At 54.5% G+C, this 18,979-nt stretch carries 17 protein-coding genes; 11 read left to right on the top strand and 6 right to left on the bottom strand.

The genetic code is table 11. The annotated features are described in order from the left end of the window. Positions 1-86: 86 nt before the first annotated feature. From thrC to QA596_04155, 7 genes are all read left to right on the top strand, one after another. Positions 87-1,385 (top strand): threonine synthase, encoded by a 1,299-nt coding sequence (gene thrC / locus QA596_04185; protein ID MDG5766656.1) that lies wholly within the window; start codon positions 87-89, stop codon positions 1,383-1,385. Positions 1,386-1,775: 390 nt separating this feature from the next. Further along, positions 1,776-2,906, top strand: coding sequence for a tRNA 2-thiouridine(34) synthase MnmA (gene mnmA, locus QA596_04180; protein MDG5766655.1), 1,131 nt, complete (start codon positions 1,776-1,778; stop codon positions 2,904-2,906). A gap of 68 nt (positions 2,907-2,974) precedes the next feature. Beyond that, a complete protein-coding gene (locus QA596_04175; GenBank protein MDG5766654.1) occupies positions 2,975-3,802 on the top strand; it encodes a hypothetical protein in 828 nt (275 codons plus the stop codon). Positions 3,803-3,813: 11 nt separating this feature from the next. Then, positions 3,814-4,596 carry a 5'-nucleotidase gene (locus QA596_04170; GenBank protein MDG5766653.1) on the top strand — a complete coding sequence of 261 codons (783 nt, stop codon included), beginning with the start codon at positions 3,814-3,816 and terminating at the stop codon, positions 4,594-4,596. Beyond that, positions 4,593-5,531 (top strand): metallophosphatase, encoded by a 939-nt coding sequence (locus QA596_04165; GenBank protein ID MDG5766652.1) that lies wholly within the window; start codon positions 4,593-4,595, stop codon positions 5,529-5,531. Before QA596_04170 ends, QA596_04165 begins: the two co-directional genes overlap by 4 nt. A 225-nt stretch (positions 5,532-5,756) precedes the next feature. Then, positions 5,757-6,533 (top strand): zinc-dependent peptidase, encoded by a 777-nt coding sequence (locus QA596_04160; GenBank protein ID MDG5766651.1) that lies wholly within the window; start codon positions 5,757-5,759, stop codon positions 6,531-6,533. Positions 6,534-6,699: 166 nt separating this feature from the next. Beyond that, the gene (locus QA596_04155) at positions 6,700-7,161 is read left to right on the top strand and encodes a DoxX family protein (protein MDG5766650.1); all 462 of its coding nucleotides are present in this window, start codon (positions 6,700-6,702) and stop codon (positions 7,159-7,161) included. 20 nt (positions 7,162-7,181) lie between these two features. On the opposite strand, the gene ftsE is transcribed toward QA596_04155, so the two are convergent. From ftsE to QA596_04125, 6 genes are all read right to left on the bottom strand, one after another. Further along, positions 7,182-7,856, bottom strand: a complete 675-nt coding sequence (ftsE, locus tag QA596_04150) for a cell division ATP-binding protein FtsE (GenBank protein MDG5766649.1) — start codon at positions 7,854-7,856, stop codon at positions 7,182-7,184. Continuing rightward, positions 7,849-8,634 (bottom strand): class I SAM-dependent methyltransferase, encoded by a 786-nt coding sequence (locus QA596_04145; GenBank protein ID MDG5766648.1) that lies wholly within the window; start codon positions 8,632-8,634, stop codon positions 7,849-7,851. The genes ftsE and QA596_04145 overlap by 8 nt, the downstream gene beginning before the upstream one ends. Further along, entirely contained in the window at positions 8,627-9,787 is a 1,161-nt protein-coding gene (gene pdxA / locus QA596_04140) for a 4-hydroxythreonine-4-phosphate dehydrogenase PdxA (protein ID MDG5766647.1), read from the bottom strand. Before pdxA ends, QA596_04145 begins: the two co-directional genes overlap by 8 nt. A gap of 29 nt (positions 9,788-9,816) precedes the next feature. Next, entirely contained in the window at positions 9,817-11,265 is a 1,449-nt protein-coding gene (locus QA596_04135) for a GWxTD domain-containing protein (GenBank protein ID MDG5766646.1), read from the bottom strand. Between the two features lie 155 nt (positions 11,266-11,420). Continuing rightward, entirely contained in the window at positions 11,421-11,915 is a 495-nt protein-coding gene (locus QA596_04130; GenBank protein MDG5766645.1) for a MerC domain-containing protein, read from the bottom strand. Between the two features lie 73 nt (positions 11,916-11,988). Then, the gene (locus QA596_04125; GenBank protein MDG5766644.1) at positions 11,989-12,426 is read right to left on the bottom strand and encodes a Fur family transcriptional regulator; all 438 of its coding nucleotides are present in this window, start codon (positions 12,424-12,426) and stop codon (positions 11,989-11,991) included. Positions 12,427-12,913: 487 nt separating this feature from the next. Here QA596_04125 and QA596_04120 point away from each other — a divergent pair, with 487 nt between their 5' ends. Genes QA596_04120 through QA596_04105 form a run of 4 tightly spaced genes read left to right on the top strand, consistent with a single transcriptional unit; the run spans position 12,914 to position 18,936 of the window. Continuing rightward, positions 12,914-13,957 (top strand): NAD(P)-binding protein, encoded by a 1,044-nt coding sequence (locus QA596_04120; GenBank protein ID MDG5766643.1) that lies wholly within the window; start codon positions 12,914-12,916, stop codon positions 13,955-13,957. Between the two features lie 14 nt (positions 13,958-13,971). Next, positions 13,972-15,855, top strand: coding sequence for an ABC transporter ATP-binding protein (locus tag QA596_04115; protein ID MDG5766642.1), 1,884 nt, complete (start codon positions 13,972-13,974; stop codon positions 15,853-15,855). A gap of 59 nt (positions 15,856-15,914) precedes the next feature. After that, positions 15,915-17,141 carry a ribonuclease Z gene (gene rnz, locus QA596_04110; GenBank protein MDG5766641.1) on the top strand — a complete coding sequence of 409 codons (1,227 nt, stop codon included), beginning with the start codon at positions 15,915-15,917 and terminating at the stop codon, positions 17,139-17,141. Next, the gene (locus tag QA596_04105; protein MDG5766640.1) at positions 17,122-18,936 is read left to right on the top strand and encodes an ABC transporter ATP-binding protein; all 1,815 of its coding nucleotides are present in this window, start codon (positions 17,122-17,124) and stop codon (positions 18,934-18,936) included. Before rnz ends, QA596_04105 begins: the two co-directional genes overlap by 20 nt. Positions 18,937-18,979: the final 43 nt, after the last annotated feature.

Raw genomic sequence — 18,979 nt, 5'->3', positions numbered from 1 at the left:
CCGCCGGCACGCTTGAAGAATGTGGCTGCCCCCCGGCACCGGTGACAAATGCCGGCCCAACAAACTCATTAATTTACGGTTGAACAATGCGACTTTACAGCACCGGCGATCCGTCGGTATCTACAAGTTTCCAGGATGCGGTGCGGCAGGGGCTGGCACCGGACGGCGGACTCTTCATGCCGCAGCAGCTGCCACAGCTCCCGTTTTCCTTCTGGTACGGCCTCAAGGGGGGCACGATTGCCGATACCGCCCGCAACCTGTTCCACCATGTTTTGAAAGAGGACTTCACCGACGAGCAGCGGGAGGAGATTGTCGACCGGGCATTTACCTTCGACGCGCCCGTGGTCTCACTTGACGAGCGAACCCATGTTCTGGAACTGTTTCACGGTCCGACACTCGCTTTCAAGGATTTCGGCGCACGAACCATGGCGGCGATGCTGTCGGTGATCGCGCAGCAGCAGGGCACCCGGCTTACTATCATCACCGCAACCTCCGGCGATACAGGCGCAGCCGTGGCGCAGGGCTTTTACAAGGCTCCGGGAATCGAGGTGTTTGTGCTCTATCCCGGCGGACAGGTTAGCCCCCTGCAGGAGAAGCAGTTCACTACCCTCGGCGAGAACATCACCGCTTTGGAGGTGAACGGCACGTTCGACGACTGCCAGCGGCTCGTAAAAGCCTCATTCGCCGATCCCGACATCCGGTCCTCGAAGCAGCTCACTACCGCCAATTCCATCAATATCGCGCGGCTGCTGCCTCAAATGACCTATTATGCCCATGCGGTGGCGGGACTGCTCACGGACGGAAACAGTCAGCCTCCCATACTCTGCTCGGTTCCCAGCGGCAATTTCGGGAATCTGACCGCCGGGTTGCTGGCCTTTAAAATGGGACTCCCCGTCTCCCGCTTTGTAGCCGCCACGAATATCAACCACATTGTGCCCGACTATCTCGAGAAGGGCGATTTCCACCCGCAACCGTCGGTTCGTACCATTTCGAACGCCATGGATGTCGGAAACCCCAGCAACTTCGACCGTATGCTGAGCCTCTATGGCAACAACCATGAGGAGATGGCGAGGGATATCCGGGGAGCCTGGTTCGATGACCGCCGGACCGGTCAGGCTATCTCCGAGGTTTGGAAAGAGCACCGGTACATTATGGATCCGCATACGGCGGTAGGGTATCTGGGATGCAGGGAACATCTGCGCCCGGAGGAACAGGGACTGATTTTGTCAACCGCCCACCCGGCGAAATTTCCGGATACCATAGAAGCACTCATTCCAGGGGCACTGAAGACGCCGGAGCGTCTCTCCAGACTTGTTTCCATGCAGAAAAAATCAATTCCGGTGGAAGCCGATATCGCATCGGTGAAAGAGGTACTGCTGCAATAGCATTGATCAGCTGCACTGCTCACCATGCGTGTGCTCCGATCGCAATGGCCCGCCGATGTGCAATCACTTGTATCAGCTGAAGCGCTCACCCCATCCCCCAAAAACTAAAATGCGCAGTGATGCGTTTACCGTGGTGTGAAAAAACGGTATCTTGTGAAAATTCAGTTTTTTGTCTGAAATGCACAGTCGCCATAAGAGGTGAACGTGCCCGAAGGCAAGCTGATGCAGCCGGATATGATGGCGGCAGACGGCAAAATGGAATCCGGGGTCGAATTGTGACACATGCGACGATGTCGCCAGTCCGGAAGGCACGGCAGCGGTGTTAGCTCCAGGCCGTTTCACAGGCCGTTCAGATTTCAAGCTGGTAATTAAAAGATTTTAGAAGGTAATATGAGTTCCAAAGGACGCGTACTGGTAGCCATGAGCGGCGGGGTGGATTCCTCGGTTGCCGCTGTGATGCTCAGTGAGCAGGGCTACGAAGTGATCGGTATCACCATGAAAACGTGGGATTACGCACAAAGCGGCGGTAAATCCAACAAGGAGACCGGTTGCTGTACGCTCGAGTCGATGAATGACGCGCGTGAAATTGCCACCAGGTTTGGCTTCAACCATTTCATCGTGGATATCCGCGATGAGTTTGGCGACTGGGTAATCGACCGGTTCGTTGAGGAGTACATGCAGGGGAGAACCCCCAATCCCTGTGTGCTCTGCAACACGCATATCAAATGGGCCGCGCTGCTCAAACGGGCCGACAAGCTGGGGTGTGATTTCATTGCCACCGGACACTATGCCAATGTCAGAGAGGTAAATGACCGCTATGTGATCTCCCGTGGAAAAGATCGCCACAAGGATCAGTCCTATGCCCTCTGGGGCGTTCACCAGGACCATCTGGCCCGAACACGATTTCCGCTTGGCCGCTTCCACAAATCCGAGATCCGCAAGTTTGCCGCTGACTACGAGTTGTTTAATGTCGCCGAAAAAAAGGATTCCTACGAAATCTGTTTTGTGCCGGATAACGACTATCGTCGTTTCCTGCGCGACCGTGTCGATGGCCTGCAGGAAAAAGTGGAAGGCGGACTGTTTGTTGATCGTCACGGAAAGGTGGTGGGAAAGCACAGAGGGTATCCGTTTTACACGATAGGTCAGCGCAGGGGGCTTCATCTGGCCATGGGTAAGCCGGTTTATGTCACCAATATCGATCCCGAAACCAATACCATCACGATCGGGGAGGAGTCCGATCTGATCAACACAACGGCTGTTGCGCGCAACATTGTGATGGGCAAATACGACAAAATCGCCGAAGAGGAGATGCCGGTCAATGCCGCCATCCGCTACAACGACCTGGGCGAGCCCGGATTTCTGACACAAACCGGCGAGGATGAACTCACCGTCCGGTTCCCGGAAGGACGGTCGGCGATCACTCCCGGTCAGGCGCTGGTAGTCTATGAAGGCGATGATGTAATCGGCGGCGGATGGATCCACAAAGCAACAGAACCCCTGTTTCGCGACCTCACAGAATGACACAGTTACCTGCTGCTGACCACATGGTGGTGCAACAGGCATCATTACCGAACATGATGACATCACACATGACAACACGAAAACGGCTGCTGTATCCCGGCGCATCCATGAACGGCATCTCCGGGGCCTTCTTGATCCTTTTCATCGCTGCGCTTCTGCCGGCCACGGCAATCGCCACAGCCGGAGCCACTTCCGGCGATCCCGAATCTTTTGAAGGATCCATGCACCTGGTAACATATACCGTTAACGGCGGGGAACGGGAGGAGGTTGCGCGGGTGAGATTCACCATGAACCCCGACTATCTGCTGATCGAGCGAACGGGAGGGCGGTCACTTGAAATCCTTGGCGGAGTTCGGGCACGGGGGATTCTGGTTAGGCAGAAAACGGATACCATCGTATTCCTGACAGCCGATGAGAAAGCCGTCACCATGAACAAGCAGGAGCTGCGGCAGATGATTACCATGGTAGAGAGCCTGCGTGGCGGAAATGCCGAAAGCGGCAACGAGGTTCCGGAAATGGTGATTGAGGATTCGGGCGAGACAGGCTCGGTTCAGGGGTACTCCGCCCGAAAATGGATTGCGTCCACTCCCGGCCTGGCGTCCCGGTGGCATATCTGGATTGCCGATGACCTTTCCGTGCCCTGGGGGATGCTCTCCGAAAGCTGGCTGACCCGTCACGCTTTCCTGGCGGGATTTCCGGCCGAAGAGTGGCTGGATGAGGGGAAACTTCCGCTGCGCGCCGAACATTTCCAGGGATCAAATCCGGAGCTTGTAGAAGTCCTCGAATTTGAAAATATTATCAGGCAGCCGGTCCGGGAGATCGAATTCCGCACACCGGACCACTATCAAAGTATTACGTTCCAGCAGCTTTTATTTGACCGCATGCGCAACAGATAACCCCTTTATCTATGTCCATTCCGTTTTTACAGGTTCGCCCGGCCCGGCTGATATACCTGTTTTTGCCATTCGTCCTGTTCCTGGGTTCCTGTAGCACCACCAGACAGGCGCATGAGTATGTTCCCGACACCGGGAGCGAATCGCATGTGTATTATGATATCGACGACGAGATCGAAGAGGACGAGGCGATGAGCGCGTTCATCCACCCCTATGTGCGTGAAATGGGTCGAACGATGAATCAGGTGCTTACGCACAGCGAAGGCTCATTCGAAAGGGGTAGCCCGGAGGGCGCTTTGGGCAATCTCACGGCCGATATCGTCCGGTACCGGGCCACGGCCGAAATGCGGGAGAAAGTCCATGTCGGCATCCTGAACAACGGGGGCCTGCGGGTGCCCCTGCCGGAAGGCGACATCACCGTCAGACTCATCTATGAGCTGATGCCGTTCGAGAACCACATTGCCGTCCTGAAGGTCACCGGTGAGCAGCTTCTCCAGATTGTCGACGAACTGGCCGCCGCAAACGGTGAGCCGGTCAGCGGTATCCGTTTTCGCATAGACAACGGCCGGGCCAGGGATGTATTGGTAGACTCCATGGAGGTGGTCCCGGAGCGCAGGTACTGGATCGCAACCAACAACTGGATGGCGGATGGAGGAGGGGCCTCACCGACCTTGTGGAATCCGCAGGAACGCATCGACCTCGATGTCATGATTCGTGATGCCATCATCGAATACCTCCGCGGCATGGAGTCGATAGCCCCGTACACCGATCAGCGAATACGAAACCAAGTGCCATGAAACGCAGAACCTTTTTACGAAATACCGCCATTTTGGGTGCGGGAATGGGAATGGGCGGACTCCTGCCCGGCATGTCGGCCTTCGGCTCCGATCCGTCGCGCATTACGATCCTGCACACCAACGATACACACGCCCGCATTGAGCCATTCTCCGATACGGCCCCGAGGTACGCAGGCATGGGCGGGGTCGCTCGCCGCGCCACGCTGATTAAACAGCTTCGCGCACACAATCCCGACAGCCTGCTGCTGGATGCCGGAGACGTGTTTCAGGGCACGCCCTATTTTAACAAATACAACGGGGCACTCGACTTCGAGGTAATGACCAAAATGGGTTACGACGCGGTCACCATTGGCAACCACGAATTTGACAACGGGGTGGATGGATTTGAGAATGTGATGGCCAAGGCCCGATTTCCCTTTGTATCGTCCAATTACGACTTTGGAACGACCCGGATGGGAAGCCGTGTGCACAAGTTCATCATCAGGGAGGTCGGCGGAGTCAAAATCGGTATCTTCGGACTTGGAGTGGCTTTCGAAAACCTGGTTCTGCCGCATCTTCACCGCGGTGTGACCTATCTGGATCCGGTTGAGGTAGCCGCAGACATGGTCGCCCTGCTCAAGGACTACCACCGCTGCGACATGGTGATTTGCCTGAGTCATATTGGTTATCGATACAGCGGTGACCGGGTCAGTGATCGGGTGGTCGCGCAACAGGTTGACGGTATTGATCTGATCATTGGCGGCCATACCCACACCTTCCTGGAGCAGCCGGAACTGTTTGAGAAGCCGGACGGAAGCCGCACCTGGGTTTCCCAGGTCGGATTTGCAGGAATCGTGCTGGGGCGGATGGATTTTTATTTTGATCGCCAGAGGAAGATTGCAGGTATTTCGCACCATAATTACGAGGTCACAAGCAACATTGATGAAATGGCCTGAATGCTGTTTTCGGCCAAAGCTCCAAAAACCGACGGCTACACTCCGGCTGCATCTGGTGGGCAGACTTGCCGTAAAGCCGCAGCATGAGCCGGCGCCAGATACCCTGTTTGAGAGATTGCTCGTTCCGGCACCTGTCACACAGAAAAACCGCGGTTGCTCTACCGGTCAATCGCTGCACTAAGCTATAGCATCACTCCAATACAGTAGAAATATCACGGAAAACCCATGGGATGGTTACAGTCGATTCGTCGTAAAAAACTGGACAAGGAGCCGTTTCCTGTGTCATGGGAGAAAATCTTGCAAGAGCAGATTCCCTTTTATCGGCTAATGACCGCCGATCAGCGGAACAGGTACCGGCAGTTGATCCGCTATTTTATTGCTGAAAAGATTTTTGAAGGGTGTGGGGGGATGGAGCTCGGAGACTTCGAACGGGTGGTGATTTCAGCCATGGCGTGTGTGCCGCTGTTGGGAGGTGTTTCCGATCTCTATCCGTATCTGAGATCCGTCCTGGTATATCCGGACACCTATCACGCGCACTACAGCGAGGAGGGGGTTGACGGAGTTGTTACCGAGGGTGTGGAGAGCAGAAGCGGCGAGTCATGGGATCAGGGTGTGATCGTGTTTTCATGGAAAGAGGTGGAATATGACCTCAGGCATCCCCGGGACGGTGCCAATATCGTTTATCATGAATGTGCGCATCAGCTCGACTATGAGTGGGGCGCTACGATGGAGGACTTTTCCTGGCAACGCAAGTCGCGCGAAAAGCAGGGTATGGCGAGTGTCTTGAAGTCGGAATACAGGCATCTGGTCGGATTGCTGGAACGCGGCCGGCCCATTGCCGTGGATGATTACGCGGCTACGAATATCCATGAATTCTTCGCGGTGATGACGGAAGCGTGGTTTGAGCGCCCCGGCCTTATTCGCCGGTATTATCCCGAAGCGGATCGTGTCCTTACCGGGTTCTATAACCTTGGATTCGATTTTCGAATGCCCAAAGTTTAGAACGCCCGGGTATTTTCCACCTCTTTAGAGAGAATCGCATTCCCTGGAATTCAGTGATTTACGCTGCGCCATACAAATTTGCGGGATTTTGGTTGTACACGGTTTTTTGTAGCTTGCTGCCAGAGCAACGGATGGTTCATTCATAAGCATAATCACCGGAGGAGTTATGACGAATGGAGCAGGTTCCTCACTGGAAAAGAAAATTGTCGAGTGCCGCCACTGCTGGATAGAGGGGTTGCGAATTTTTCTGGGGCTCCTTTTTGTGTACAAAGGAATCTACTTCATTCGAGAACTTGAACTGCTGTATCGTATCATTAACGATACCATGCCGATATCGGCGTTTGTCGTCTCGCATTATGTCGCGTTTGCCCACCTTGGCGGTGGCGCCATGATGATCTTCGGGATACTCACACGGATTGCCGTATTCGTCCAAATGCCCATCGTAATAATTGGCGCGGTGTACTTTGCCGGGGGAAACGGAAGTGAATTTTTCGGGCCGACTGCCGAGCTGGAGTATTCCCTGCTCATCTTTATCCTGTTGGTGGTCTATTTCTTTTACGGCGCCGGCAAATGGTCCGTCGATCACCGGGTTCTGCGGCGAAAACAGGAGAATGAAACGGAAGGATAAGCTGCAGCCTTTTCCCAAAACTAAAGGCGATTTTCCACAATACCTTCGTCCTGAATGGTGATGGTCCGGTAGGGAAACCGCTTGATCATGTCATAGTTGTGGGTCACCATCAGCACCGCCATTCCCCGGTTGTTGATCTGCTTGAACAGGTTCATGATGGAGTTGGATGCCGCCGGATCCAGATTTCCCGTAGGCTCGTCGGCCAGCATCAGCCTTGGCTCGTTGGCCAGGGCCCGTGCCACCACCACCCGCTGCTGTTCCCCGCCAGACAGGTCATCGGGCATATCATAGCGCCGGTGGCTCAATCCGACCATGGAGAGAACTTCCAGTACACGCTGTTTGATGTGGCTTCTCCGCCGGCCGGTCACTTCAAGGGCAAAAGCGACATTGTCGTACACATTCCTGTCGGGAAGCAGCTGAAAATCCTGGAACACAATGCCCAGCGAGCGACGCAACTCCGGCACTTTTCGCTCTTTCAAGTCAGTTACGTTGATGCCGGCTACGTGAACCGTACCCTGTTCGGGCAGCAGATCGCGGTATATGAGACGCAGAAAGGAACTCTTGCCGGAACCGGTGGTGCCGGTCAGATAGACGAATTCCCCTTTATCAAGGGTGAAGTTGACATCTCTCAGCAGAACACGGTCGTCGAAGCGAACCGTAACGTTATCGAAACGGATTACAGATTGATCAGGCATGCTGCACTATCATGGTTATTCGGTCACTGTTGCCGGTGGCCTCTATATAGTCAAAATCCTCATATGCCGCCACTATTTTTAAGCCGGACCGGCCGACAATCTGCCGGATCTCCTGCAGGGTCCAGATGTGCTGCCGGTGAGTCTCTTCATACCGCTCGGACAGGATGCCGGTTTCGGGATGGTGCACCTCAATCAGAAAGTGGTTGGTGTGAATTCGTTTTTCGGAATCGTAGGTACTGGTGCGCCGGTAACTGAAATGGCGGCTCACCTCCTTTTCGCCATTGAGCAGTGTTTCGATTTTCGGTGAGTAGGCCGGCGTGGTAAAATCAAAGATAAAGCAGCCTCCGGGGTTCATATGTTTCCGGACACCTTCCAGTACCATCAGGATATCCGCCTGTCTGTGGAGGTAGTTGAGGCTGTCGAATACCATGTAGATAACATCGAACGATCCGGCAAGGTCCAGCCGGCACATGTCCTGTACCAGCCATTTTATTGAACTTCCGCCAGCTGACGCCTTGTCACGGGCCACCCGGATCATCTCCTCCGATCCATCGGTGGCGGTAATTTTGTAATCGTCGCACTGTTCGAGCATCAGGGCCATGGTACCGGTACCGCAGGCCAGCTCCAGCAGGCTTTGGGCATGCGGGTGATGGTACTGAATCAGGGAATCGATGTAATCGGTCCACTCCTCGTAGTCGACATCCTTCATCACTATGTCGTAAATCGGGGCGAGCTTGTGATATATGGGGGAATGCCGGATGTGCTGTGAGCTAGTCATCAGAACTTGCTGTGATTCGAATGACCATTTGCAGGGCAAGCGATAACGCGGCCGACATGGAGCCGGCATCGGCCCTGTTTTTACCGGCGATCGAAAAGGCTGTCCCGTGATCGGGGGATGTGCGGATGAGAGGCAGTCCGGCGGTGACATTGACGCCGCTGGCGAACCCCGATAATTTCAGGGGAATGAGGCCCTGGTCGTGGTACATCGCCAGAACCATATCCGCATCCCTGTGTCCGCCGCTGGCAAAAAAGCCGTCGGCAGGCCAGGGACCGGTAACCTCCCGGCCCGATTCCCGGAAACGGGCTATCGCGGGTGCGATGATCTGCTGCTCCTCCAGTCCAAGAACACCGCCGTCTCCGGCGTGCGGGTTCAGGCCCAGTACGGCTATCTTCGGGCGCGCAATCCCGAAACAGGTCTTCAATGTGTTGTGGAACAGTTCCAGCTGTTGCCGGATCCCCTCCATGGTGATGCTTCCGGCGACGTCACGTAGAGGTATATGGATGGTGGCCAGGCCGATGCGCATCTCATTGTTGACAAGCATCATGCCTGCACGAGTGGTCCGGGTCAGTTCGGCGAGGTATTCGGTGTGCCCGGGTACACGATACCCCGCCTTATGTATCGCTTCCTTGGATATGGGCGCGGTGACCACGGCATCGGCTTCCCCGGCAATGCAGGCGGATACGGCGGCTTTCACCGCCTGCATCGAGCAGGCTCCGGCTTCAGCGGTGGTCTCGCCGGGGCTGACAGGCTCTTCGGGCGGGGGGGAAGGCACCAGCAGCACCTCCCCGGGTTGCGGAGAAGCGGATGCGCTTGCAGAGCCGGGAGTTTCCGGCAGTGACGATGATTTCGCCGGTGGAGAGGGCTCCGCCGTGAAGGAAGAGCGATCTGGTACCACCGATTCCGCCGGGCTGCCATGGCCGGCGGGGGAGGCATCCTGAACGGACCAGAACGGCTCCATCTCCATCCGCTCCGCGTAGTATTCCAGAACCGTGGCTGGACCATAGATTCGAATGCCGGCCCGGGTTACGGGACGTGCCTTCAGGCTTCTGAGAATCACCTCCGGACCGATGCCGTTCATGTCTCCCATCGAGACAGCGAGTACCGGATGATTTCTGTCGGACGGCCAGGATGTGGTTCGCAAGTGGCTCATCAGCTTGGTTGTATCGATGATTTGCCGGATTATGGCCGGTCGATTAACCGGTAATCCCCGAAACCGGTCGTGGCTTCAAAGACGAACGTACGATCCCCGTAATGCCATTTCTCCCGAGTTGGCTGATTGGGCGGGAAGAGGCGCTCTTTTCTGTCGGGGGCACCCCGGCGAATGTACAGCCTCCCCTGATCCGATTCGTATCCGGGCTGTTGCGGTGTGGTAAAGTTCTCAAAGGCATAGTCGATCCGGCGGAAATACTCGACCATCAGTTCGTTGTACTCCTTATCGGGGGTCGGGTCGCGCTCTTTCCAGAACTCGCGGAAACGGCGCTCTTTTTGGCTCCGCGAACTTCTGCGCAGCTCGCGATGGGCGTCGTCATCCATGATAAAGCGCATCATTTCGACGGCGACATCCACGTTCAGCAGGCTCACGGGCATATCCAGCCACAGGCTTTGATAGATTCTGCTGGCCAAAGTTGTTTCTTCTCCGTCATCATCGATTTTGTACAGGCGGATGCGGTAATGCGCATTTTCAAAGGTGCTGTTGGGGATGTGCGTCAGGTAGACGTATCCGGCGCCGGCCTCTTCATTCAACTCGCTCAAAACCAGATGGGGACGGTCGTCATGCATGACAATATCGGGCTGGAGTCCGGTGTGAAACGAATCGCTTTCCAGGTCACGTTCGAGCACCATGCCGACGGAAGTGGTGTCGCGCTGTTGTATTCGCAGCTGTTCGATGGTCAGACGATGGCTGCTGCCATTGCCGATCTCCGGAAACCAGATGGCGAGCTGATGGTCGCGGCCGAAAGAGACATTGCGTCCCATATTCATGAGTGGTTTTCGGGAGGGGGTAAGGTCTTCCGATTGCTCATCCAGAAAATATAAAAAGGCCACGTCCCTGTCTCCGGGTTCGGGTATTTTCAGCCGGGGCGTCACTCCGCGGCGTGACCGGTTATCGGACCTGACTTCCGATTCTATCCGGTAGGCTCCCGGTGGCAGTTCGGTCCGAATCAGGTTCTGGACAAACGTGGTGGTGGAGTTGGACTGTTCAAAGGTTTCGGCGAAAACCTGCTCACTCCATGTGCGGGTTTGTGTACCTTGCCGGTTGCCTGGCTCCCCATTGGGCCCGTTCTCCGCAACGGTATTGATGTTGAGTCGCACCGTGGGTTCGGCGACAAAACGGCGCTGCTGTTCCCGGGAATCGTCATCGCGATACCGCCGGAAATTCAAAAAATTGTTCTCCAGGCGAAAGAGCGTCACTACTGTCAGATCATCGGACTCACCGGATGGTTGTCCCGGTACCACCAGGTGCTCGAAAAAGACATTGGCCTGCCGGTCGCGCATGCGCAATGACTCATACGAAATACGCTGGGCCGCCAGGTCACCGGCCAGTAGTAGCAGAAACAGCCCGGTTAACAGCAGACAGGTGATGCCGGAAGTTTGGAAACGGGGGAATCCTGGGGAAGGAGTCTGGCTCATATTTTTTCGGGTTGATGATAAACAGCTCGGGATACCTGTTGTAATACGGCTTCGACAAGGGAAAAGTATTACAGAAAACGCCTGAAACTGTCGAAAGGTGCCCTCCTACTTTCCAACATTGCCGACGGAAAGTTATGTGATTTGGCGGGAATAAGCTATCCGGCAGTTATGTTTTCGTTGGTGGGATCGGGTCGGGGCCGCGCGGTGTCCTGATGGTGGTGGGGATGCGTGCAGTAGTGCGTGTGGCGGTTGTTGCGGAACACAACCCAGGCCAGCAGCAGCGCCCCCGAAAAGGTTACGCCAATTCGTGCCCAGGCCTGCAGGTGGATGCCTCCACCAGCGGCACCGTGCGGTACATGAAGCACAAACTGGCTGAATAGAATAAGCCCGATACTCAGAAGATACAGGGCCATCAGGCGATAATTTTTGTGGCGCAGCCAGGTAGGCACAAATCCGAGCAGACTTAGCGGCACCACCGACAATACGAGAATCTGCTCAAGCTGTTCCGAAAAAAAGGAGGAGATGGCGGGAAGAAAAAGGAGCACAAACGGTGTGGCCATGCAGTGCACGACACAAAGTGAGGATAGGGCAATACTGATTTTTCCGAAAAGGGTGATCTTTCCGGTAGAATGGAGATGCTTGGAGGTCATGTTTGTGTGGATGATTTCGGCAGTGATGGCAGTTTGCGGCAGGTCAGATATGGCGGTGCCGGGTTGGACACGTTTACAGACAATCCGGACATGTTCCGTGAAGCCGGTATTCCTGCGTTTTTATAAGAAAACCGCCGCTATTTTTGATCTCCGGTGTTATCGCTGCCGCTTGTACAGGCAGGCAGTAGATGCGGTCGCATCCGTCGCAAATAAAATGGGCGTGGGGATCGTCTTTCGGAATATGATCGTCTTCGTGCAGATGCAGAGCGTAGAGCCAGTTGCGGTCTTCGGTAGCCACTTTGTGCGCCAGTCCGGACTTGATAAATGTGTCAAGAGTACGGTAGAGGGTGACTTTGTCGATGTCGAATCCCTCCAGCCGGGTGGTGATATCTCCGTGGGAGAGGGCCACGTTGCTTTCGGCAAGTATATTCAGCACATTCAGTCTGGCCGGAGTTGCTTTCAATCCGTTTTGCCGTAACAACTGCCGGTATGGTTCGTCGTTTCGTTGCATATATGAACTGTGGTATTAAATTGAGGATTTAAAATATACAGATGATGCAACATAGTTGCAAGTCGATATGCGGAAGATGAAGGTATGGCGGGAAATCAGGGGCGGGACTTTTCAGCCGAACGGGCTGACGGCTCGCGACTTCAACATGGCCGTATGCGATTTGATTCGTACCCCGAGAAACGGGGCTTTGGGGTAACCAGCAATTCCAGCGCGTCGTTGTGCGGCCCCGGTGTTGAGAGTAAGCCTGCCGTTAAATCATTTGGCGGATGTTTTTTCACAGCTTATCTTAGGGCGAACATGAACGGAGCCCGTTTTTCCTGTCGCTGACAGCTGCTTAACTCCCGGATTCATCCTGCGCATTTGCGTTTTTTCAATCCGCGCGGCAACATATTTCCGGCAGTTCCCGGTTTTCATTTTTTGTGCCGGCTGATCGGATCGTAAAACAGAGATGGGGCAGGACAGGGCGTTACTACAAAATCGGAGACAGATGAAGATTGGAATCATTGGTGCGGGGATTGCCGGCCTGACAGCCGGACGCATACTTGCGAAAGCGGGACATGAAATCACCGTATATGAGAAGAGCAGAGGAGTGGGCGGAAGAATGTCGACCCGCCGAAGCAATGCAGATCCCGTGCAGGTCATGGACCATGGCGCTCCTTTTTTGTCTGCCGAAGGCGAGGCTTTTCGGGCGTTTGTCAGTGAGCTTGAGCAGAAGGGGATTGTACGTGAATGGACCGAGACATTCTCCAGTTTTGCCGGGGGAAACCTACTTCCCGAGGCCCCGGGCACAGACCCGATCATGCGCTATGTGGCGCCCGCCGGCATGAACAGCATTGGAAAATATCTTGGCAGGTGGATGGATTTCTATCTCGGTGAAAAAATCGGAGGCCTGACATACATCGGGGGTAGTGGCGTTAAAAAACGTCCGTGGATGATAAACTCATCCACAATAAACGTTTTTGAATCGGATGCTGTTATCATTGCCACACCGGCAGTCCAGGCATACGGTCTGGTAAGTACGGCTCAGGATGAACTGGATCTTCGCACAATGATCACGGTGCTTGACGATATCACTTACTCTTCGGCGTTCTCATTCATGGCGCAGTACGGCCGGCGCGATCTGCCCGAATGGAAGGCGATTGTCTGCGAGCACCCCGCCGTTTCATGGATCTGCAATGAAGCCGGCAAGCGGGATACATCGGGTGAGCTGACGCTTGTTGCACATACCACCGACGCGTTCACCAAATCGCGGATTGACGAGTACAAGCAGGACCCGGCTGGAATCGATCAGCAGATTCTCAAAAGCCTTGGAGAAATCCTCGGTAACTGGGCGGCAAGACCCGGCAAATACGCTTCACATCTCTGGCGCTATGTTTCCCCTAAAAAAAGTCTGGATATGCCTTTCATAGAGTCGGAGGACGAACAGGCACCCCTGGCACTGACCGGTGACTATTTCCAGGGCACATCGATGGAGGCCGCCTATCTCTCAGGTATGCGGCTCGGTGAGCACTGGGCCGAAAAATTCTCCTGAAACAAACCGGATCTGTGAAAGATCTCCTTAAACTCAACCACTTTTTCTTCAAGTATCGATGGACCCTCCTGCTCGGGTCCTTCCTCCTGATTCTGGCCAACTTTTTCCTGATCTGGATTCCGATCTACATCCGTCGGACGATGGACGAGATCGAACAGATCGCCGAAGCCAGGAAAATCCCGTACGACAGTGTATGGGCCACGCTTTTTTCGGAGGAGGTCGGCTGGATGCTGGCCACCAACACCGGGTACCTCGTCGGCGCCGTACTGATCTACGGGCTGCTGCTGTTCGCCACCCGCCAGACGCTGATTGTCACTTCCCGAAAAATTGAGTTCGACCTTAGAAACGATGTGTACGGCCATCTCCAGAAGCTGCCGCAGTCCTTTTTCGACAGTAACAAATCCGGCGACATCTACACCCGAGCCACCGAGGACATCGTTCGGGTCAGAGAGTATTTTGGCCCGGCATACATGTACACCGTAAATACCCTCTCCAGGGCTGGAATCATTATCGCCATCATGGTGATGGTCAACCCGAAACTGACGCTCTGGGCGCTGCTGCCATTGCCGTTTCTAGCGGCGATGGCCTATTGGGTAAGCCGGTTTATCAACCGCAGATCCAACGAAATCCAGCAGCAGTACGCCCTCATGGCCGGTAAAATTCAGGAGGTGTACTCCAGCATCCGCCTGATCAAGGCGTATAACCGCGAAGAGTACGAAAAGGATCGATTTCTGCGTGAAAGCATGCGCTATCGGCGCAAGAAGCTTCGGCTGGATCTGGTAGAGTCGCTTTTTCACCCGATGCTGCTGTTGCTCATAGGCCTTTCTATCGTCCTGGTGGTTTGGCAGGGGGGACTGATGGTGATGCAGGGGACTCTGAGTGTGGGCAACATCGCCGAGTTCATCATCTATGTCACCTATCTGACCTGGCCGGTCGCCTCACTTGGGTATACGCTCAACCTGCTGCAGCGCTCGGCGGCATCCAACACCCGCATCCAGAAACTCATGAATGTCACCGCCGAAACCGGCAGAGGGGAAACCGAAGACAGGGCGCTTCCCGGGGCATGGAAAGATGCCGTTTCTGTACCAGCGGAGCAGGCATCAGGCACGGGCGATACACAACGAGCGGTTGAGAACAAAGGGTTATTCCGCAAGGAAATGGTATTTCGGAATGTGACATTTACCTACCCCGGAGCCTCCGAACCATCGCTCAAAAATATCAACATGACCATAAAGGCGGGAGAGCGAGTGGGTATCGTCGGCCGTACAGGGGCGGGAAAGTCCACACTGCTCAAACTCCTTCCCAGAATTTATGACCCCGATGAAGGCGAAATACTCATAGACGGGGTCGATATCCGGAAATTGAAATTATCGGAATTACGCTCAATTATCGGTTTTGTTCCTCAGGAAACATTTTTATTTTCAGAGAGCATCGGTAATAACATCGCCTTTGGAAAAGAAGATGCTAGCCGGGACGAGGTCTGGAAAGCAGCCGAGCAGGCACAAGTGCTCGAAAATATTTTGGAATTCGAGAAAAAATTCGACACTATACTCGGAGAGCGTGGAGTTACGCTTTCGGGGGGGCAGAAGCAACGCGCAAGCATTGCCAGAGCGCTAATACGCAAACCTCCGGTCCTTGTTCTTGATGATTCGTTAAGTGCTGTAGATACGAAGACGGAAGATGCGATTATATCTCATCTGGACTCCGATTTCGCCCATATAACAATGTTTATCACCTGCCACCGTTTGTCATCACTCAGATATGCTGATACGATATATGTTCTGGATGACGGCCAGGTGATGGAATCCGGTTCCCATGAAGAGCTTCTCTCCAGGGACGGCTATTTTGCAAATATGTATCGCAAACAACTCATTGAAGAAGAACTTGAACAAATTTAAGCAAACAGGGTGTATTCGTCTGATAGCGAATCACCCGTAATTAATATAGAGAGGTTACCATGATAGTAATTCCACTGGGTGTCTCATCGGCGACACCAACCGCCGTGCGTCACCTTCCATCGGTTGCATTGTGGAGAGAAGGTAGTGTGTATCTGTTTGATTGTGGGGAGAATGCTCAAATGCGCCTGCTTCAGGCCGGGGTGAAGCGTTCCAAAGTGGACACTATTTTCATTTCACACATGGACGGGGATCATATATTCGGACTCTTCGGACTCATGAGCACCCTGCAGTTGCAGCGAAGAGCAAAACCGTTGACCATTATCGGTCCCGTCGGCTTGAAGAAGATGATCGATGCCGTATTCAAGGCGACCAGCCTAAAGATTGAATACGAGGTGCACTTCAATGAACTTAAAAGTGATTTTGAGCACGAAGTGGTGCTGGAGAGGGACGATTTTTATGTGGAGGCGCGTCCCCTGAAACACACCACATTCTGTATCGGCTACCGGCTTCAGGAAAAAGACAAACCCGGCAAGGTGGATGCCGCTAAGGCTGCCGAAGCCGGCATAACCGAGGATGCGCATTTCAAGGCGCTCAAGGCCGGAGAGGATGTGACCCTGGAGGACGGCTCCGTTGTCCATTCTGCGGATATCGTGGGAGATCCCAGGCCGGGTGAAAGCTTCGTCTACGTAACCGACACCGAATTCTGCGAGAATGCGGTGAGGCTGGCTGAGAATGCCACCATTCTTTACCATGAGGCTACCTTCGGTGAGCCGCTCAAGGAGAAGGCGGAGGATACCGGACATTCCAGCGCGCAGGATGCGGCGATTGTGGCCAAAACGGCCCGGGTCGACCGGCTGGTGATCGGGCATTTTTCTGCACGCTATTCCAACCAGTTCCTGCTGCTCAAGGAGGCCCGCGGAGTGTTCGAAAAGACCTGGCTGGCGTATGAACTGCGACCGATCTTTACCAATCCGGAACAGGAGAAAGAGGTTATCAGTCCGAGGGTTGAAATCATCGATCTCAAGGAAAAGAGTGCAACCAAAGCAAAACGAAGCATCAAGCCCGCCGGCAAACGAAAAGCCGGATACAAGAAGAAGCGATTCAAACGGAAGCCGACGAATGCGCGTTACTACAAGGGCGGCGACTCCGACAGGCCTCAACCGGGCCGTTATCACAAGCCTCATCGCAGAAGTGACGACGACAGGTCGAAGCCGAGTCCGCATCGCCCCAGTAAACCACTACCGATAACACCGCGAACACCATTCGATGACTTCGACCGCTTCTGACGGACGCACCGGAAGCAAAAACTCTTCAAAAGGTAAAGCCGTCGACAGCTATCTGATCAGACGGCTTTATTTCTTTCTGGCCCCCTATAAAGGGTATCTTCTGCTGGCGTTGCTGTTGACGCTGACCGTCGCCTTTCTGGGTCCGTTACGCCCGTACCTCACCCAGATTGCTGTGGATGATTACATCGCCCAAGGCGATGTGCCCGGCCTGGGTCGCCTGATGCTGCTGTTTCTCGGCGTTCTGCTCCTTGAAACCATTCTACTCATCGGCAACACCTACCTGATGCGCTGGGTCGGTCAGGGGGCGCTCTACCGATTGAGAAATGCGGTTTTTGAAAAGATCCAGGGGCTGCATGTCCAGTTTTTCGATAAAAATCCGATCGGAAAACTGATGACCCGCACCACCAGCGATATTGAAGCGCTCAACGACCTGCTTTCGTCCGGCGTTGTCAATATCATCGGTGACCTGTTTCGCATTGTCTTCATCATCATCTTCATGTTGTCGATGAGCTGGGAGCTGTCGCTGGTCAGTCTCAGCGTGCTTCCGATTTTGGTCTACGCCACCTTCTGGTTCAAGGCGCGGGTGAGGGTGGCCTTTCTGAATGTCAGGGACCAGATCGCCCGGCTGCACTCTTTTATTCAGGAGCATATCAGCGGGATGAGTATCGTTCAGCTGTTCGGCCGTGAAAAACGGGAGGCCGATAATTTCAGCAAACTGAACCGGAAGCACGCCGACGCCCACATCAAAACCATCTTCTATTTCGCGCTGTTCTGGCCGGCGGTCGAGGTCATCGCCTCGCTTGCCATGGCGTTGGTTATCTGGTACGGAGGCGCCCAGGCACTCTCCGGAGAAGTCACCTTCGGTATTCTGCTCGCGTTCATCCAGTATGTCCGGCAGTTTTTTGTTCCGATCCGTGACCTGTCCGAGAAGTTCAACACCCTCCAGAGTGCGCTGGCCTCCTCGGAGCGAATTTTTGAAGTGCTGGATACCGAGAACAGGATTCCCGATCCGGAACACCCGCAGCTTCCATCCACACAACAGGGACATTTACGGTTTGAGAATGTCACCTTCCGGTACAACGCGGGGGAGAACGATGTGCTCAAGGATGCCGATTTTGAGATCAGGCCGGGAGAGGTGGTTGCCATTGTCGGCGCGACCGGTGCCGGAAAAACGACAATCATCAACCTGCTGTTGCGCTATTATGAAGTGAGCACCGGAAGAATCACCATCGACGGTATTGATATCCGGGAGATGAGTCAGCACCAGCTGCGCTCATACTACGGACTGGTACTCCAGGATAATCTTCTGTTTGCCGGTACGGTGATGGATAACATCACCATGGGAAATGAAAACATCTCGCAGGAGCTTGTGAAGAAGACGGCGGAGCTGGTTCAGGCCGATCGGTTTATCCGGAAACTGCCGGGAGGGTATATGCACCGGATATCGGAACGCGGCGCAAGCCTGTCGATGGGCCAGCGGCAGCTGATCTGTTTCGTGCGGGCACTGGTGTACGATCCGCCCATCCTGGTTCTGGACGAGGCTACCTCCAACGTGGATTCGGAAACCGAGTTCCTGGTGTCAAAAGCTCTGGATACCATGATGAAGGACCGGACATCCCTGGTGATCGCCCACCGGCTTTCCACCATCCAGCACGCCGACAAAATCCTGGTAATGCACAAGGGGCGTATTCGCGAGTCCGGAACGCATAAAGAGCTGATCGGGCACAGCGATGGTATCTACCGGCGGCTGTATGAATTGCAGTACAAGGATCAGCTTGTGACGGGCAGCAAGTAACGGGTTGGAACCTGGATGAGCGCGGAAAGATGGTTGTACCAGT

Source organism: Balneolales bacterium ANBcel1 (genome assembly GCA_029688905.1).
Classification (GTDB): Bacteria; Bacteroidota; Rhodothermia; order Balneolales; family Natronogracilivirgulaceae; genus SLLW01.
This window is presented reverse-complemented; position numbering and strand designations above follow the sequence as displayed.

Coding starts and splice junctions, on each gene's coding strand:
- thrC (MDG5766656.1), top strand. CDS start 87: ATGCGACTTTACAGCACCGGCGATCCGTCGGTATCTACAAGTTTCCAG.
- QA596_04130 (MDG5766645.1), bottom strand. CDS start 11,915: ATGACCTCCAAGCATCTCCATTCTACCGGAAAGATCACCCTTTTCGGA.
- QA596_04125 (MDG5766644.1), bottom strand. CDS start 12,426: ATGCAACGAAACGACGAACCATACCGGCAGTTGTTACGGCAAAACGGA.
- ftsE (MDG5766649.1), bottom strand. CDS start 7,856: ATGCCTGATCAATCTGTAATCCGTTTCGATAACGTTACGGTTCGCTTC.
- QA596_04135 (MDG5766646.1), bottom strand. CDS start 11,265: ATGAGCCAGACTCCTTCCCCAGGATTCCCCCGTTTCCAAACTTCCGGC.
- QA596_04145 (MDG5766648.1), bottom strand. CDS start 8,634: ATGACTAGCTCACAGCACATCCGGCATTCCCCCATATATCACAAGCTC.
- QA596_04120 (MDG5766643.1), top strand. CDS start 12,914: ATGAAGATTGGAATCATTGGTGCGGGGATTGCCGGCCTGACAGCCGGA.
- pdxA (MDG5766647.1), bottom strand. CDS start 9,787: ATGAGCCACTTGCGAACCACATCCTGGCCGTCCGACAGAAATCATCCG.
- QA596_04175 (MDG5766654.1), top strand. CDS start 2,975: ATGACAACACGAAAACGGCTGCTGTATCCCGGCGCATCCATGAACGGC.
- mnmA (MDG5766655.1), top strand. CDS start 1,776: ATGAGTTCCAAAGGACGCGTACTGGTAGCCATGAGCGGCGGGGTGGAT.
- QA596_04165 (MDG5766652.1), top strand. CDS start 4,593: ATGAAACGCAGAACCTTTTTACGAAATACCGCCATTTTGGGTGCGGGA.
- QA596_04170 (MDG5766653.1), top strand. CDS start 3,814: ATGTCCATTCCGTTTTTACAGGTTCGCCCGGCCCGGCTGATATACCTG.
- QA596_04160 (MDG5766651.1), top strand. CDS start 5,757: ATGGGATGGTTACAGTCGATTCGTCGTAAAAAACTGGACAAGGAGCCG.
- QA596_04155 (MDG5766650.1), top strand. CDS start 6,700: ATGACGAATGGAGCAGGTTCCTCACTGGAAAAGAAAATTGTCGAGTGC.
- QA596_04105 (MDG5766640.1), top strand. CDS start 17,122: ATGACTTCGACCGCTTCTGACGGACGCACCGGAAGCAAAAACTCTTCA.
- rnz (MDG5766641.1), top strand. CDS start 15,915: ATGATAGTAATTCCACTGGGTGTCTCATCGGCGACACCAACCGCCGTG.